The organism is Amycolatopsis sp. lyj-108, assembly GCF_046549005.1.
GTDB lineage: Bacteria > Actinomycetota > Actinomycetes > Mycobacteriales > Pseudonocardiaceae > Amycolatopsis.
This window is the reverse complement of the sequence record NZ_JAJPWQ010000008.1, coordinates 152,502-166,966: the sequence shown is the minus strand read 5'-3', so window position 1 is coordinate 166,966 and position 14,465 is coordinate 152,502. Positions and strand designations below refer to the sequence as shown.

Sequence of the window (14,465 nt, the reverse complement as noted above, 5' to 3'; positions counted from 1 at the left end):
ACGACCGTCAACGATACGGGATATGCTGACCCGTATGGAGCGCATCAACCCGCCCGAGCTCGGCCGCCCCTCCGGCTTCTCGCACGCCGTCGCCGCGACCGGGAAATTCGTCTTCCTCGCCGGTCAGACGGCGTTGGACGAGGAGAACCGCATCGTCGGCGACGGCGTGGTCGCGCAGTTCGAACGCGCGCTGTCCAATCTGCTCACCGCGTTGCGCGCGGCGGGCGGGGCGCCGTCGGACCTGTGCAGCGTGACCATCTACATCGTCGACATGGACGACTACCGCGCCCACGCGCGCGAGATCGGCGCGGTGTGGAAGCGGCTGGTCGGGAGCGAGTACCCCGCGATGGCGGGGATCGGCGTCAGCCGGCTTTGGGACGCCGAGGCGCTGGTGGAGGTGCAGGGCTTCGCGGTGGTCGCCGCGTGAAGCGACATGAAGGAGTCCTTCATCTCACGTCGGCGGGGCCGGGGAGCGGGGAAGACGCGCCCGTTCGTCACCCGTCGGGCAGCGTGCGCGAGACGTGCGCGGCCGCGGCTTCGCCCAACCGCGCGTGCAGCGTGAAGAACAGATCCGCGGCCCGGATCCCGGCCCAGCCGGACGGCAGCAGTTCGGCGGGCAGCCCCGGGTCGAGGTAGGGCAGCCGCCGCCAGTCGGTCAGCACCCGCACGTAGTCGGCGAACGCTTCGGCCTCGTCCGTGGTCTTGCGCCGCTGCCAGCGCCGGAGCGCGGCCGCGTGCTCGTCGAGGAACGCGGTGTACAGCGACTCGAGCTGGTCGAGGTCCCACCAGTCGCGGATCTTCTCCCGCACGTCGCCGAACGCGAGATGCTCGGCGTGGAAGAGATCGGCGTAACCCTCCAGTTCGAGCCGTCGCAGCATGTCGGAGGTCGCGTCACGCAGATGCGCGGGCGCGATCCAGACCCCGGACGACGCGGTCCCGAAGCCGAGCCGGGCGAGCTGCGTGCGAAGAACGTGCCTTTTGTGCCGTTCGGCTTCCGGGACGGAGAACACCGCGAGCAGCCAGCCGTCGGCGGGGGTGGCGCGTTCGCGGCGGAAGATCCGCTCGTCGCCTTCGCGCAGGATCGCCAGCGCGGTTTCGGAAAGTTCGTAACCGGCGGCCCCGTCGCGGCGCACCGCGGAAAGGATCCCGCGCCGCTTCAGCCGTGAGATCGACGACCGGACGGCGGGTTCCTCGACGTCCACACCGGCCAGCAGATCGATCAGCGAGCGGACTGAAAGCCAGCCGCCTTCGCCGCGTGAATAGAGGCCGTACACGGTCACGATCAACTGGCGCGGTTGCGCCGTTCGCCCCGCGCCGTCGACTTCGGTTGCCTCCGACACGGCCGTCACCCGGTCACCATAACAACGAAGGCGCGCTCTCGTTTCGGCCGTGACCGAAGCGTTCCGCACTTAGCGTGGCGACATGGAGAATCCGCTGATCGAGGCCCCTGTCCCGCCGGTGCCTCAGGACGTCGAGCCGGGTGGTGTCGGGTGGTTGCGGGCGAAGGTCGCCCGGTTCAGCCGTCCGGAGGACCACGCGCGGCGGCGGGCGCTGGTGCTCGACGAGCTCGCGACGATGGGGGCGTTGCGGGACAAGGCTTTCGCGCTCACTCGGGAAATGCGGGACGGCGGGGTGGACCGGATCCTGTGGACGGTCCCGGTCGCCGTGCTGGCGGCCGAGCTCGGCCTGCCGGACGTTTCCCGCGACATCGCGACGGTTTCCGGCAGCTATCACCCGCATACGGGAATCGGGGACGACGCCGAAGGAGCGATGCGACGGCTGATCGAGGTCTGTGGCGGCGACGTCGACGAGCGGACGGCCGCGCGGATCGGGCTCCTGGTCCAGGCCTGTGACGCGACGGCCAAGCTGCTCGGGAAGGCGCTGGCCGCGCACCGGTCCGATGAGGACGCCGAGGGTTTGCTCGATCGGGTGCTGCGGGAGGATCCGCCGGTCCGGATCACCCGGCGGTGGGTCGGCGGCGAGGTGGTCGAGGTGGACCTGTCGGAACGGCCGTTCGGAGCAGGGCCCAAGCGGTGCCCGGGAGAAGCGCGGGCGCTGCAAGTGGCCGCGGGAATTCTCGACGCACTCCTGTGCTGATACTTACCCCGGTCATCTGGAACCGGGGAGTCTTTCGATGCTGTATTTCACTGGTTTATTCGGCGTTCTCACGCTCGGTCTGTGGATCTTCTGCCTTGTCGACGTGATCACCACGGACGAGGGATCGTGCCGCAACATGCCGAAGGGGATGTGGCTGCTGATCGTCCCGCTGATCGTCCCGCTGATCGGCTCGATCGTCTGGCTGGTGGCCGGTCGTCCGCAGGGCGCCGCCCGCGCCCGGCGCGGCCGGTATGAGCGGGAGACGCCGGCGTTCCCGGAGTACGACCGGCCGGGCCGGTTCGCCGCGACGAGTGCCGAAGACGACGAAGAGTTCCTCCGCAAGTGCCGGGAACGGGCCGAGGCGCAGCGCCGCAAGGCGCGCGAAGGCTGAGTAGCCTCGGCGGAGAGATCGACACTGGAGGAAAGCATGTCCGAAGCGTTGGACTGGAACAAGAACATCATCAAGGAGTTCCGCGAGAACGAGGGCAAGGTGGGTGGCCCGTTCGAGGGCGGTTCCCTGCTCCTGCTCACCACCATCGGGGCGAAGAGCGGCGAGCCGCGGACCTCGCCGCTCGCGTACGCGGAGGAAGACGGCAAGTACATCGTCGCCGCGTCGTACGCCGGGGCGGACAAGAATCCGGCCTGGTACCACAACATCGTGGCGAACCCGAAGGTCACCATCGAGGTCGGCACGGAGAAGTTCGACGCGACCGCGACCGTGGTGCTCGAAGACCGCGCCGAGCGTGACCGTCTCTACGCGAAGATGGTCAGCCTCATGCCGGGCTTCGCCGACTACGAGGAGAAGACCGATCGGGTGATCCCGATCGTCACGATCTCCCGCTGATTCAGGCATTCAGTCATCTGGATGCGGTAGTCGCTCATGCGAACCATCGCATCCAGATGACGAAACGCGGGGTCAGCGCGCGCCGCTGGGGGCTTCGACGGCGCTCGGGCGTTTGAGTTCGGCTTCGGCCGCACGCAGTGCCTTGCGCTCCTGGCGGCGCGCGATCAGCTTCTTGCCGGTGAGGATCATCGGCTGCTCGACCCAGCGGTGGATGAGATCCGCGATCCCGAGCCCGACCGCGAACACGGTCAGCGCGCTGATCATCCGGTGCTCGCCCAGCGGCGGGATGGCGGCGACCACGGCGAAGTGCACCGGGCCCTGCAGCAGGTAGAGCGAGTACGAACGCTCACCGACGAAGCGCATCACCTTCGTCGCCAGCAGCCAGCGCAGCGGCCCCGGTGAGACCAGCACGACCAGCAACATCGCCGAGAGCAGGCCGTAGGCGATCAGCAGGCCCAGGTTGCTGCCGGTCTCCCACCACAGGCTTTCCATGTTGACGTGCAGGACGGCGAACGCGCCGAACACCGGGATCGCCGCGAGCGGATGGGTCAGCGGTTTGATCACCGCGTAGGACCGGCGGTAGTGCATCGCGATCGCCAGCACGCAGCCGATCAGCAGGATCGCGTAGTGCACGGTCGACCGGTAGATCGGCACCTGCGGCCCGTTGAGCACCCAGCCGCTGGTGACCCCCACCAGCCCGGCCATCAGCGCGAACGCGGCGAACGCCAATGCGAGTTTGCGCCAGGCCGCGGCCAGCCCGACGGCACCCGCGACCACCAGCAGGAACGGCCAGACCAGGTAGAACTTCTCCTCGATGCCCAGCGTCCACGAGCCGCTGAAGAAGTTGTCCGGCCCGTTCGGGCTGCTGGCGGGGAAGAACTCGTTGAAGAAGGTCAGGTAGTACTTCAGCGCGTGCGGCAGCTCGCGGGTGAAGAACTCGCCACGCAGCCACACGAACACCACGATGCCGCCGAGGATCACCAGGTACGGCGGCAGGATCCGGAAGACCCGCCGCAGGTAGAACGCCGAAAGCGAGATCCGGCCGGTCCGGTCCTGTTCACGCAGCAGCAGCGTCGTGATCAGGAAACCGGACAGCACGAAGAAGATGTAGACACCGACCCAGCCGGACAGCCAGTTCCATTTCGGACCCGCGAAGTGGAAGAGGATCACGATGGTGGCCGCGATCGCGCGCAGCCCGTCGAGCGCGGGGAACCGACGCATGGCGAGGAACTCGTCATGGTCCAAAGTGCGCACAGTGCCCCCTAATGGCGGTATCGGCCCGGAAGTATACGGGGCCCGCCCACTGCGCCTTCGCCCCGGATCGAGGCCATCTACCAGCGGATTTCGGGGATCACCCAGCGTCACGCGCCGGTTCGACGTTATGCGTCAGCCGGAACCGGTTCGCCGGGTCGACGGCGGCCTTGACCTGGGCGAGCCGCCGCAGATCGGCCGGGGAGTAGACCTTGGGCGCTTCCTCGTCCGCGCCGCTCTCGCCGTAGACGAAGGTCAGCAGTTTGCCGGTCGACCAGGGCTTCAGCGCGTCGAACAGCTTCCCGTGGGCGGCCTTGATCTCGGCCATGCCGGCGTCGTCCACTACGGACAGTGCCCGCACGGTGAAGCGGGCTTCACGGTCCCATCCGACGCCGGGGTGCTCGGGCGGGTCGGACAGCGCGCCGCCGAGCAGATCCAGCAGGACGACGGTCGGCACCGGGGCGTCCGGGCCGGCGTGTTCGAGGATCGCGTCGAGCATCGAGTCGTTGAGTTCGGAAACGGTGACGTTGTCGGCGCGGTAGCCGTGCGGGAAGGGCGGCTCGTTCGCGATCTTGCCCGATTCGGTGAACGGGAGCTCAGCGAGCGTGTCACCCAGTACGGGGGCGGCGGCGCGCAGCGGCGCGACCAGGCGTTCGCCCTCGGCGGCGTCGCCGAGGTAGGCGACCCGGATCTGGGCGACGTGCTGCCCGCGCAGCGGTCCGGGCACCATCGGCAGATCCGGCATCGGGACCATGCCCAGCGAAGAAGTCATCTCGCGCGGCATCTCCGCCGCCCAATCGCGCCAGGCGTGGAGCACCGCGGACAGCGATTCGGTGCCGAACTGCAGGCTGCCGCCGTACAGCCGGGTGACCGGGACGAGCCGGAATTCGAGCGCGGTGACGATCCCGAAGTTGTCGCGGCCACCACGCAATGCCCAGAACAGGTCCTGTTCGGTGTCCGGGGTGGCGCGGCGGAGTTCGCCGTCGGCGGTCACGACCTCGATCGCGGTCACCTGGTCGGCGGCCAGCCCGTACTTGCGGCCGAGCAGGCTGAACCCGCCTCCGAGGGTGTAGCCGACGACACCGACACCGGGGAAGGAACCGCTGAGCGGCGCGAGCCCGTGCCCGGCGGCCGCCTCGATGACCGCACCCCACCGCACGCCCGCGTCGACTCGTGCGACGCGAGCGTCGATCCGGATCCCGGTCATGCGATGGGTGGTGACGAGGACGCCGCCTTCGAAGGGGACGCCCACGCCGTGCCCGGTCGAATGGACGGCGATCGGGAGGTCGTGCTCGCCGGCGTAACGGACGGCCTCGACGACGTCGGCGGCCGAAGCGGCGGGCACGATGACGTCGGGGCGGCGGGGCACGGCGGTCTGGAAACCGGCGAGTTCGTTGTCGTAATCCGGGTCGCCGGAGCGGAGCATCGTGGTCATGGCACCAGGGTGATCTCGATTCGGCCAGAAGTCCAAGATCTAGTTTGTCTGGAAACTAGAATCATCGGTTATGGAACTGCGTCAGCTCGAATACTTCGTCGCGGTGGCCGAGGAAGCGAATTTCACCCGCGCGGCCGAGCGGCTGCACGTCGCGCAGCCAGGCGTCAGCGCCCAGATCCGCCGTCTCGAACGCGAACTCGGGCAGCCGCTGCTCGACCGGTCTGCCAGGTCGGTGCGGCTGACCGAGGTGGGTGCCGCCGCGCTCCCGCACGCGCGGGCCGCGCTCGCCGCCGTCGCCGGGGTGCGGCAGGCGGTCGACGACCTCACCGGCCTGGTCCGCGGCCAGGTCGCCATGGGCATGGTGTCCTCGCGGGGGCCGGTCAACCTCCCGGATCTGCTCGCCCGCTTCCACGAACGGCACCCCGCCGTGGACATCACGCTCGCCGAGGCCACCTCCGACGTCCTGCTCGCGGGCGTCGCCGACGGCCGCTTCGACATCGCGCTGATCGGGCTCTCCGGGGAACCGCCGCCAGGGATCGGTTTCGAGGTCGTCCTCGACGAGCCGCTCGTCGCCATCTCCGGGCCGGAGGATCCGCTCGTCGCGAAGGCCACGATCACGCTGTCGGAGCTGGAAAGCCGCTCGCTGGTGAGCCTGCCGAAGGGCACCGGCATGCGCGCGATCGTCGACGCCGCGTTCCTCGCCGACGGCGCGCAGCCGCGGGTGACGCTGGAGGCGGGCGATCCGAACGTCGTCGCCGAACTGGTCGGCCGCGGGCTCGGTGTCGCCGTGGTGCCGATGTCGCTGGCGACGCACTACACGGATCTGCACGCCATGGAGATCACGCGGCCTGCCGGGCTGCGCGCGAAACTGGCGCTGGCCTGGCGGACGGAGGGGCCGGTCAGCCCCGCCGCCCGCGTGTTCATCAGTCAGGCGCGGGCGCTGCTCGGGTTGTGAGCCGCCACAGCGAGGTCACCTCCCGCGCGCGGGCGTCGTGCAACGGATCCGACCGATCGGTGACGCGCCGATGCCGCGGCCGGATGTCCTCCCGGCCCCGGATTTCGAGGCCGGACCGGTCGAACGCGGCCAGAAGCTCGTCGCGCGTGCGCAGGCCCAGCAGTTCGGCGAGGTCGGACAGGATCAGCCACGCCTCCCCGCCGGGCTCGAGGTGCCGGGGCAGCCGGTCCAGGAACGCCTTGAGCATCCGGCTTCCCGGGTCGTAGACGGCGCGTTCGAGCGGAGTCCGCGCGCGGGACGGCAGCCACGGCGGATTGCAGACGACCAGCGGCGCGCGGCCCGGCGGGAACACATCCGTTTCGAGCGTTTCGATCCCGCCGAAACCGAGGCGTTCGAAATTCTCGCGCGCGCAGGCGAGCGCGCGGGGTTCGTTGTCCGTCGCCACCACGCGCTTCACCCCTCGGCGCGCGAGGACCGCGGCGAGCACGCCGGTCCCGGTGCCGATGTCGAAGGCCAGTTCCTTGGCGGGCAAGGGAGTCCTCGCCACCAGATCGACGTATTCGCCGCGGACGGGGGAGAAGACCCCGTGGTGCGGATGGAGCTTCGCGCCGAGCGCCGGGATTTCGACGCCCTTCACCCGCCACTCGTGCGCGCCGATGACACCGAGCAGTTCGCGCAGGGACACCAGCGACGCGGTTTCGGAAGGCCCGTAGACCTCGGCGCAGGCCTCGCGCACGTCCGGCCCGCGACGCAACGGCAGGACGTGGCCGGGATCCAGCGGGACCAGCAGCCTGCCGAGGAGCCGCGCCCGGCGAGACTGATGGTTCCGCTGGTCCTGAAAGGGTTTCCCGGCCGCCGTTCCGCAACGGCGGGACAGCGCGGCGAGGAGGTTCCGCGCGCCGGGGAAGTCGCCGTACCAGGCGAGTCCGGTGCCGGAAGTGGCCAGTCGGAACGCCTCGTCGGCGGTGATCCCGTCGTCGACGGCGACGACGGTTCGAGGCGGTTTCACGCCGACGGTGGTCAGCCAGTGCCGACCACCGTCCTTTGTGGACAGGGGGTTCATGGTTTCCGTTCCTGGATCCGCCCGCGGCGAAGAGACCCCGCGGGTGTGGCTCGTCGGGGGACAAGGTCAGGAACGGCGGCTAGTGGACCACCGCGGCATGAACCGGCGTCGACACGAACCCGAGCCTACCGGAACGCGGCGGCGTGATCGGCGGCCCAGACGTCGAACTCCAGCGCCGGCCTGCCGGTGACGTCCTGGACGGCCGAGGTCGCCTCGGCGGGATTCGTGATGAGCTCCCGGAATCCGGTCAGCATCGTGTCGACGATGAAGTCCGGCATCTTCTCGAGCATGGCCGCCCTGGCCTCCTCCAACGGGGTTTCCTCCCAGCGCGCCGGGCGGCCGGCGGCCTCGCCGATGAGGCGCACCTGCTCGCTCTGCGTGACCGGCCGCGGCCCGGTGAGCACGTACTTCGCCCCCGCGTGCCCGTCTCCGGTGAGCGCTTCGACGGCCACCGCGGCGATGTCCCGCTCGTGGATCATCGTCATGGCCGCCTCGCCGTACACCCCGCGGACGACGCCGTCCGCGCGAATCGACGGCGCCCAGCCGAGGGTGTTCGTCGCGAACGCGTGCGGCCGCAGGAAGGTCCAGTCGACGCCCGCGGCTTCGATCGCCTCCTCGACGGTCCGGTGCCAGGTGCCGATGGCGTTGTCCTGTTCCGCCAAGGAATCGTCGACGGCTCCCGAGGACAGGAACACCACGCGCTTCACCCGCTCCCCGAGCAGTGCCACGGTGGGCACCAGTGCCTCGGCGGATCCGGCGAGCATCAGGAACACCGTGTCGACGCCGTCGAGAGCCGGTGCGATCGTTTCCGGATCGGTCAGGTCACCGCGGACCCCGTCCGGCGGCGGATTCCGGCTCAGCGGCCGGACAGGGACGTCCCGCGCCCGCAACTGGGTGACCACTTGCGAGCCGACGTGGCCGGTGGCACCGGCGACCAGGATCGGCTTCATGCCGCCACCGCCGAGACGATCGGGCGGTACCGCTTGACCGACCCGCCCGACATCCCCGGGTAGGTCTGCACCTTCTTCCACACGTCCGTGGTGCCGATGCCGTCGGATCCGGGGGCCGCGAGCGCGGCGCGGTGTGCTTCGGCGCTGGTCCACTCGGCGTAGTTCACCACCCGGGTCCCGTCGGTGCTGACGTGGAAATGCCCGCCGATGCCGCCTTCCGGCCGCGCGGGTTCCGACGCCAGCGCTTCGAAGACGAGGTCGATCCAGTCGCGCTGTCGTCGCTCGTCAGGGCCCTCGAACTCGACCGAGACGATCACGAGGCAGCCGGGCACGCCCTCGCCGCGCTGCCCGCGGTAGAGCTGGAACACGGGTGCGCCGTCGAGGTCCTGGATCGCGTCTTCGCTGGTCCACTGCTCGTAAGTGAAGGCGCCGTCATGGTCGATGCCCTCGTAGGCGGTGAAGGAGACGAGCCCTTCGGCTCCGTTCGCCCGCGCCTCGAACGCCGCCCGCGCCGAGTCGGCGTCCGGGTACTCCCTCGCCACCGCGACCAAGCCGGCCGCCGGCTCCGGCCAGTGTCCCTTGTGGATGGTCATGTTCTCGATCCCCTGTTTCGTCATGCCTCCAGCATGAAACTTAAACAAGGGTTTAAGTCAAGCTAGGATGGCGGACATGGCCGAACTGCCGTCCGAACTCACCATCGGGGAACTGTCCCGGCGCAGTGGTGTCGCCACCTCCGCCCTGCGGTTCTACGAGCGCCAAGGCCTCATCGGCAGCAGGCGGACCAGTGGGAACCAGCGCCGCTATCCCCGCACCATGCTCCGCGTGGTCGCGTTCATCCGCGCGTCGCATCACCTCGGCATCCCGCTGGAGGTGATCGGCGACGTGCTCGCGTTCCTGCCGGAGGGTGCCGCGCCGGACCAGGCCTTCTGGCAGCGCGCCTCGGAATGCTGGAGCGCCGAACTCAACAAGCGCATCGAGCAGCTGGAGTGCATGCGCGACCGGTTCACCGAATGCATCGGTTGCGGCTGCCTGTCCTTCGAGCAGTGCGTCCTGGTGAACCCCGGTGACGTCCTCGCCGCCAAGGGGCCGGGCCCGGCGCGGCTGATCAACGACTGACCAGGGCCATCTTCCGCTCCAGCAGCCGTCTTTCGGCGCTGTTCCCGGCTCTTCGGATGGCCGCTTCGTACTCCCGCGCCGATTCCGTCTCGCGGCCGGCGCGATGCAGCAGATCGGCGCGGATGGCGTGGTAGAGGTGGTATTCCTCCAGATCGAGTCCGTCGATCGCGGCGAGCGCCGCCGCCGGGCCGTCGACTTCCGCCACCGCGACGGCCCGGTTGAGCGCGACGATCGGGGTCGGGTTCAGCTCCAGCAGCAGGTCGTACAGCTGGACGATCTGCGACCAGTCCGTGCTCGCCGTGTCGGCGGCGTCGCTGTGGACGGCGTTGATGGCCGCCTGGATCTGGTACGGCCCCGGCTGGTTCCGCCGCAGGCACGCGCGGACCAGCGCCTGCCCTTCGGCGATCAGCTCCCGGTCCCAGCGCGACCGGTCCTGTTCAGCCAGCAGTACGACGTCGCCGTCCGCGCCGGTGCGGGCCGCGCGGCGGGATTCGGTCAGCAGCATCAGCGCCAGCAGCCCGGTCGCCTCCGGTTCGTCCGGCATGAGGCCGGTCAGCAGCCTGCCGAGCTGGATCGCCTCGGCGCACAGGTCCTCCCGCACCAGCCGCTCGCCCGAAGTGGCCGCGTAACCCTCGTTGAACACGAGGTAGATCACGGCGAGCACCGAACGCAGCCGATCCGGCAGGTCGGCGTCGCCCGGGACGCGATACGGGATCTTCGCGTCGCGGATCTTGCCCTTCGCCCGGACGAGCCGCTGCGCCATCGTCGCTTCGGGAACGAAGAACGCGTGCGCGATCTCGCCGGTGGTCAAACCGCCCAGCAGCTTCAGCGTCAGCGCGACCTGCGAGGGAACGGCCAGCGCGGGGTGGCAACAGGTGAAGATCAGCCGTAAGCGATCGTCACGCACCGGGCCCTCCTCCGCTGGTTCGTTGTCGGCGTTGAGCAGCGCGGCCTGCGCGTGCTTGTCGTCGCGTGCCGCGTCCCGCCGCAGGCGGTCGACGGCCTTGTTGCGGGCGGTCGTGATGATCCAGCCCGCCGGGCTCGGCGGTGGACCGGTGGACGGCCACCGGTCCACCGCCGCGGCGAAGGCGTCCTGGACCGCGTCTTCGGCGATGTCGATGTTGCCGAAGACCCGGACCAGCACGGACACCGCGCGGCCGTACTCCTCGGTGAAGACACGGCCGATGTCTTCGGTGGTCAGGGGACGCACGAAGGATCTTCCACGCCCTGGAACGGCCGGACCTCGACCGGCAGGTAGGTGATCTCGGCGACCCGGCGGCCCCAGTCGAGCGCGGCGTCCAGATCCGGTACTTCGACGATGGTGAAACCGCCGAGGTGCTCCTTCCCTTCGACGTACGGGCCGTCCGTCATCGCGATCTCGCCGTTCTCCTTGGCCCGGAGCACGGTCGCGGTGGTCGGCGGGTGGAGTCCGGCGGCGAACACCCAGACACCCGCGGTCTTCATCTCGTCGTTGAGCGCCTGGATCTTGCGCATCACCGGTTCGAGCACCTCCGGCGGCGGGATGGGGCCGTCGGGGTGGTACAGGCTTATCAGGTACTGGGTCATGGCGTCCTCCTCAATCGTGCGGTTGTCACTCCCTATACGAAGGGCGTTCCGCCGATTCGACAGTGACGGCGATTTTTCCGCGTTTTTTCTTTTCGCGCACATCGGCGCAGGTCAAACTAACTTGTAGTGCTATCTAGGTAGTACTGCTACATTGCTCGCCGTGGATCAGGACCGGCGAGGCCAGTGGTTGCGGGGAGTGCTGGCGCCCTGCGTGCTGGCGCTGGTCGCGGAGCGGGAGTCCTACGGCTACGAGCTGGCCCAAGCGCTCGACGCCGCCGGGCTGGGCCCCATCCAGGGCGGCACGCTCTACCCGGTGCTGCTGCGGCTGCAACGGTTCGGCCTGGTCACCGCGAGCTGGCGGGACGGGACGGCCGGGCCCGCGCGCAAGTACTACCGGATCACCGCGGAAGGCCGGGAAACACTGCGGCACGCCACCGCCGACTGGCAGGAGTTCTCCGCCGGGGTGGCCTCGATCTTGCGGGAGGGAAGATGAACCACGACGGATGGTTTTCCGCGCTGACGCACGAGCTGCGTCGTCGCGGCGTCGGCGAGGACGCGGCACGGCAGGTGGTCGCGGAGGCAGCGGTCCACCTGCGGGAAAGCGGCGGAGACCCGATCCGGGCCTTCGGACCGCCCGCCGCCTACGCCTCGGCCGTGGCCGAAAGCGTGGGACGGCCGAGGCGCCGTCCCGGCGAGGTGCTGCTGGAGGCTCGTGGCATCACGAAGAAATACGGCCGCCGGACGGTGCTGGACGACGTCGGCCTCGTGGTGCGGTCGGGGGAGATCGCCGCGGTGATCGGGGCGAACGGTTGTGGCAAGAGCACCTTCCTGAGCATCTGCGCCGGGCTCACCGGCGCGGACAAGGGCGAGGTCCGCGTGCGCGGTTCGCTCGGCTATTGCCCGCAGGACGGTGGCACGGCGGACTTCCTCGACGCGGGAGAGCATTTCGTCCTGATCGGCGCCGGCCGCGGGATGGCCCGCGAGGAGTCGGCCCGGGTCGGCGCGGCCCGTGCCGCGGCGCTGGACTGGACGCCCGCGCGGGGCGGTCAGGCCCGGCACCTTTCCGGCGGGACCCGGCAGAAGCTGAATCTCGTGCTCGCCGGGCTCGGTGAACCGGACGTGCTCCTGCTCGACGAGCCCTACCAGGGTTTCGACAAGGGCGCCTACCTCGACTTCTGGCAGCAGGTCTGGCAATGGCGGGAGGCGGGCAAGGCGATCGTGGTGGTCACCCATCTGCTGAACCAGCTGGACCGGGTCGACACCGTCCTCGAACTCTCCCCGGCAAGGAAGGCCGTCGCGTGAAGAAGATCCTGACGGTCGCGGAGATGGCGCTGCGCGAACTGCTGCGGCGCCGGTCGGTCCTGCTGATCCTGGTGCTGCTGCCCCTGCTGTTCTACCTGAGCAGGCGCGGAGATCACCTCGGCCAGTCCATCCGGTTCGTCTGCCTCGGTCTCGGCTGGGCGCTGAGCACCGCCGCGCTGTTCGCCGGCAGCGCGAGCCGTGCCATGGAACCTCGGCTGAGACTTTCGGGTTACCGCCCGCATCACCTGTACGTCGGCCGCTTGAGTGCACTGTGGACGGTCGGTTTCCTTTTGTCCATGCCGTACTTCGTGCTGGTCCTCGTCGATCAGCACGACGTCCGGTACGGCCCGGTCGCGCTGATCATGGCGCTGACGGTCGCCGTGTCGGCGCCGTTCGGGCTCGCGCTCAGTTCGGTTCTGCCGCGGGAACTCGAAGGGACGCTGGTCCTGCTGATGGTCGTCGGGTTGCAGATGATGGCCGACCCGTCGAGCCTGATCGCGCGACTGCTGCCGTTCTGGTCCAGCCGGGAGATCGGCACCTACGCCATCGACCACACGGACATCGGTTACCTGACGCGGGGTGTCGCGCACGGCGCGGTCTCGTTCGTGCTCCTGCTCGGCGCGGTCGCCGTCGCGTCGGGGTTCCGGTTGCGGCGTCGTTCGCACCTCAAGTTCGTTTAGCGTCCTGCAACGAAAGTTCGCGCCGTAATCCGTTATTGGGGGTAAGTCAAAGTTGGGAGGTTGCGAGAGCCACTTTCGCAACGTTGAACGTTGCGAAAGTGGCTTTCGCAACGTCGGGTGCAGGGTGCGGTAGCGAGGAGGGGTCTTTCGCTATGCCGGTGCTGTTGCTGAGACCCGTGGTCGGGATGTGTCGCGAAAGCCACTTTCGCGACCCCAGGCGTCGCGAAAGTGGCTTTCGCGGCACGGTCGCCCCACGGCTCGCGAGCGAATCCCCGCGCATCACGCCGAACCACCACACGAACTTCCGGCTCGGGACACTGGCGGATCGTCCTGCCTGGTACTGCCGGACCCAGGTTGACCAGACCGTGTCGGCGCCGGGCGGCACCCGGTTTCCTGGACTCAGAACGCGAGAACGAGTCCACTTAGGAGACACAGAGATGACGAACTCCCCGGCACGGCACGCGAACAGGGTCGCCGTGATCACCGGCGCGTCCAGTGGGATCGGCGAGGCGACCGCACGGCGGCTCGCCGCATCGGGTGCGGCGGTCGCGCTGATCGCCCGGCGGGCGGACCGGCTGGAGACGCTGGCCAAGGAGATCGAGCGCGACGGCGGTACCGCGCTCGTGCTCGCGGCCGACGTCGCCGACGCCGAGGCGATGCGGGCCGCGGCGGTCAGGATCGAGGCGAAACTCGGCCGCGCGGACCTGCTGTTCAACAACGCGGGCGTGATGCTGGCCGCGCCGATCGACGAACTCGCGACCGGCGACTGGCAGCGCATGATCGACGTCAACATGACAGGCCTGATGAACGCGATCGGCGCGTTCGTCCCGCATCTGGTCGCTTCGGCGGCCGAAAAAGGTGTCGCGGACCTGGTGAACACCTCATCCATCGGTGCGCAGGCCGTCTTCCCGTCCTTCGCCGTGTACGTCGCCTCGAAGGCGTACGTGACGCACTTGTCGAAGAACCTTCGCGCCGACCTCGGCCCGAAGAGCGTGCGGGTGGCGGCGATCGAGCCCGGCCTGGTCGAAACCGAACTTCAGGGACATGTCACCGACGCCGGCGCGCTGGAGTGGCTGGACGGCGCGCGCGAGTCGCTGACCTGGCTGAAGCCGGACGACATCGCCGAGACCGTGGCGTTCCTGACGTCGCTCCCGGCGCGGGTGAACCTCCAGCAGGTCACCGTGATGCCGACCGCGCAGGTCTGAG

The 14,465-nt window shown here is 69.4% G+C and carries 18 protein-coding genes; 10 read left to right on the top strand and 8 right to left on the bottom strand.

The window, feature by feature from the left end; genetic code table 11:
* Nucleotides 1-22 precede the first annotated feature (22 nt).
* Complete coding sequence (locus tag ACLJO0_RS27695) at nt 23-427, top strand: RidA family protein (RefSeq protein ID WP_410581471.1); 405 nt, start codon at nt 23-25, stop codon at nt 425-427.
* 67 nt (nt 428-494) lie between these two features.
* Here ACLJO0_RS27695 and ACLJO0_RS27690 read toward each other — a convergent pair whose 3' ends face one another.
* Complete coding sequence (locus ACLJO0_RS27690) at nt 495-1,349, bottom strand: PaaX family transcriptional regulator C-terminal domain-containing protein (RefSeq protein ID WP_410581469.1); 855 nt, start codon at nt 1,347-1,349, stop codon at nt 495-497.
* A 73-nt stretch (nt 1,350-1,422) separates the two neighbouring features.
* On the opposite strand from ACLJO0_RS27690, the gene ACLJO0_RS27685 reads away from it, so the two are divergent.
* Genes ACLJO0_RS27685 through ACLJO0_RS27675 form a run of 3 tightly spaced genes read left to right on the top strand, consistent with a single transcriptional unit; the run spans nt 1,423 to nt 2,941 of the window.
* Complete coding sequence (locus tag ACLJO0_RS27685; RefSeq protein ID WP_410581468.1) at nt 1,423-2,097, top strand: oxidoreductase; 675 nt, start codon at nt 1,423-1,425, stop codon at nt 2,095-2,097.
* Nucleotides 2,098-2,134: 37 nt separating this feature from the next.
* Nucleotides 2,135-2,488 carry a PLD nuclease N-terminal domain-containing protein gene (locus tag ACLJO0_RS27680; protein ID WP_410581467.1) on the top strand — a complete coding sequence of 118 codons (354 nt, stop codon included), beginning with the start codon at nt 2,135-2,137 and terminating at the stop codon, nt 2,486-2,488.
* Nucleotides 2,489-2,524: 36 nt separating this feature from the next.
* Nucleotides 2,525-2,941, top strand: a complete 417-nt coding sequence (locus tag ACLJO0_RS27675) for a nitroreductase family deazaflavin-dependent oxidoreductase (protein WP_125791657.1) — start codon at nt 2,525-2,527, stop codon at nt 2,939-2,941.
* 72 nt (nt 2,942-3,013) lie between these two features.
* Here the strand turns inward: ACLJO0_RS27675 and ACLJO0_RS27670 are convergent, their stop codons facing one another.
* Entirely contained in the window at nt 3,014-4,195 is a 1,182-nt protein-coding gene (locus ACLJO0_RS27670; RefSeq protein ID WP_125791658.1) for an acyltransferase family protein, read from the bottom strand.
* Between the two features lie 97 nt (nt 4,196-4,292).
* Complete coding sequence (locus ACLJO0_RS27665; protein ID WP_410581465.1) at nt 4,293-5,627, bottom strand: FAD-binding oxidoreductase; 1,335 nt, start codon at nt 5,625-5,627, stop codon at nt 4,293-4,295.
* Nucleotides 5,628-5,697: 70 nt separating this feature from the next.
* Here ACLJO0_RS27665 and ACLJO0_RS27660 point away from each other — a divergent pair, with 70 nt between their 5' ends.
* Entirely contained in the window at nt 5,698-6,582 is an 885-nt protein-coding gene (locus ACLJO0_RS27660; protein WP_410581464.1) for a LysR substrate-binding domain-containing protein, read from the top strand.
* On the opposite strand, the gene ACLJO0_RS27655 is transcribed toward ACLJO0_RS27660, so the two are convergent.
* The 3 genes from ACLJO0_RS27655 to ACLJO0_RS27645 form a co-directional block, all read right to left on the bottom strand.
* Nucleotides 6,551-7,645, bottom strand: coding sequence for a methyltransferase (locus ACLJO0_RS27655; RefSeq protein WP_410581463.1), 1,095 nt, complete (start codon nt 7,643-7,645; stop codon nt 6,551-6,553). The two genes, ACLJO0_RS27660 and ACLJO0_RS27655, sit on opposite strands and share 32 nt — an antisense overlap.
* A 125-nt stretch (nt 7,646-7,770) precedes the next feature.
* Nucleotides 7,771-8,595 (bottom strand): NAD(P)H-binding protein, encoded by an 825-nt coding sequence (locus tag ACLJO0_RS27650; protein ID WP_410581462.1) that lies wholly within the window; start codon nt 8,593-8,595, stop codon nt 7,771-7,773.
* Complete coding sequence (locus tag ACLJO0_RS27645) at nt 8,592-9,212, bottom strand: antibiotic biosynthesis monooxygenase (RefSeq protein ID WP_410581460.1); 621 nt, start codon at nt 9,210-9,212, stop codon at nt 8,592-8,594. Before ACLJO0_RS27645 ends, ACLJO0_RS27650 begins: the two co-directional genes overlap by 4 nt.
* Nucleotides 9,213-9,264: 52 nt before the next feature.
* Here ACLJO0_RS27645 and soxR point away from each other — a divergent pair, with 52 nt between their 5' ends.
* Nucleotides 9,265-9,711 (top strand): redox-sensitive transcriptional activator SoxR, encoded by a 447-nt coding sequence (gene soxR / locus ACLJO0_RS27640; RefSeq protein WP_125791663.1) that lies wholly within the window; start codon nt 9,265-9,267, stop codon nt 9,709-9,711.
* On the opposite strand, the gene ACLJO0_RS27635 is transcribed toward soxR, so the two are convergent.
* Together ACLJO0_RS27635 and ACLJO0_RS27630 are read right to left on the bottom strand one after the other, a co-directional pair.
* Nucleotides 9,701-10,921: an RNA polymerase sigma factor gene (locus ACLJO0_RS27635; RefSeq protein ID WP_410581459.1), complete on the bottom strand. Its 1,221-nt coding sequence runs from the start codon at nt 10,919-10,921 to the stop codon at nt 9,701-9,703. The two genes, soxR and ACLJO0_RS27635, sit on opposite strands and share 11 nt — an antisense overlap.
* Nucleotides 10,909-11,277, bottom strand: a complete 369-nt coding sequence (locus ACLJO0_RS27630) for a YciI family protein (RefSeq protein ID WP_125789303.1) — start codon at nt 11,275-11,277, stop codon at nt 10,909-10,911. Before ACLJO0_RS27630 ends, ACLJO0_RS27635 begins: the two co-directional genes overlap by 13 nt.
* A 160-nt stretch (nt 11,278-11,437) precedes the next feature.
* Between ACLJO0_RS27630 and ACLJO0_RS27625 the strand changes: the two genes are divergently transcribed.
* The 4 genes from ACLJO0_RS27625 to ACLJO0_RS27610 all read left to right on the top strand — a co-directional run bounded on the left by ACLJO0_RS27625 (nt 11,438) and on the right by ACLJO0_RS27610 (nt 14,464).
* Complete coding sequence (locus tag ACLJO0_RS27625) at nt 11,438-11,770, top strand: PadR family transcriptional regulator (RefSeq protein WP_125789302.1); 333 nt, start codon at nt 11,438-11,440, stop codon at nt 11,768-11,770.
* The gene (locus ACLJO0_RS27620) at nt 11,767-12,579 is read left to right on the top strand and encodes an ATP-binding cassette domain-containing protein (protein WP_410581456.1); all 813 of its coding nucleotides are present in this window, start codon (nt 11,767-11,769) and stop codon (nt 12,577-12,579) included. The genes ACLJO0_RS27625 and ACLJO0_RS27620 overlap by 4 nt, the downstream gene beginning before the upstream one ends.
* Nucleotides 12,576-13,259 carry an ABC transporter permease gene (locus tag ACLJO0_RS27615; RefSeq protein WP_410581454.1) on the top strand — a complete coding sequence of 228 codons (684 nt, stop codon included), beginning with the start codon at nt 12,576-12,578 and terminating at the stop codon, nt 13,257-13,259. The genes ACLJO0_RS27620 and ACLJO0_RS27615 overlap by 4 nt, the downstream gene beginning before the upstream one ends.
* 437 nt (nt 13,260-13,696) lie before the next feature.
* Nucleotides 13,697-14,464 (top strand): SDR family oxidoreductase, encoded by a 768-nt coding sequence (locus ACLJO0_RS27610; protein WP_410581453.1) that lies wholly within the window; start codon nt 13,697-13,699, stop codon nt 14,462-14,464.
* The last annotated feature ends 1 nt before the right edge of the window (nt 14,465 follow it).